At 44.9% G+C, this 628-nt stretch carries 1 protein-coding gene and 1 pseudogene; one reads left to right on the top strand and one right to left on the bottom strand.

Annotated elements, in window-relative coordinates; translation table 11 throughout:
* Positions 1-248, top strand: a pseudogene (locus tag R7Z77_RS26440) (methyl-accepting chemotaxis protein); the annotation flags it as partial.
* 105 nt (positions 249-353) lie between these two features.
* On the opposite strand, the gene R7Z77_RS26435 reads toward R7Z77_RS26440, so the two are convergent.
* A partial coding sequence (locus R7Z77_RS26435) for a DUF1566 domain-containing protein (protein WP_318137181.1) occupies positions 354-628 on the bottom strand: 275 nt, incomplete at its 5' end.

Genomic DNA, 628 nt, shown 5'->3' with positions numbered 1-628 from the left:
AAGAAGTTAGCCAATCACTTGCTAATATCAGTAATGCTATCGCCGATCTGAACTCAATCAACACTCAAGTTGCGACCGCATCAGAAGAGCAGAAGCAGGTCACGGCTGATATCAACAACAACTTAACGAACATCTATGAGCTGGTGAGCCAGAACGTAACTGGTATTACGCAATCCGCCGCTGCCGCTCAAGAGCTTTCTGGCCTAGCGGAAAACCAGCAGCAACAGTTAAGACAGTTCCAAGTGTAATCACTCATTGTGGTGTAAACACATGCGAAACACTGAATGAAATACGAAAAAAGCTCCGCAAATGCGGAGCTTTTTAACGTCATTGTCTTAACAGCCACTTGTCGATTAATCTTCGTCTGTGACAAGCAACACTGAAAACTGGTTCGCCTCAGGAGAATAGCCAATAACATCTCCATTCACGCTTTCGAACGTCATGATTTGTCTAGCGTCGGTGCCGGGCGTGTTGCTCCAGATATAGCTACCTAAATCACCAGTTTCCAGCGAGTATGCGCTTTCAAACGCCGTACCATTCATCGAAGGATGGAAACACGCTCGCTCTGTGAGTGTAACTAACTCTTTAATATTCGGTAATCGCCACTGTTTTTTATCTGCAAAATTGT

The organism is Vibrio sp. 1401 (assembly GCF_033340295.1).
This window is presented reverse-complemented; position numbering and strand designations above follow the sequence as displayed.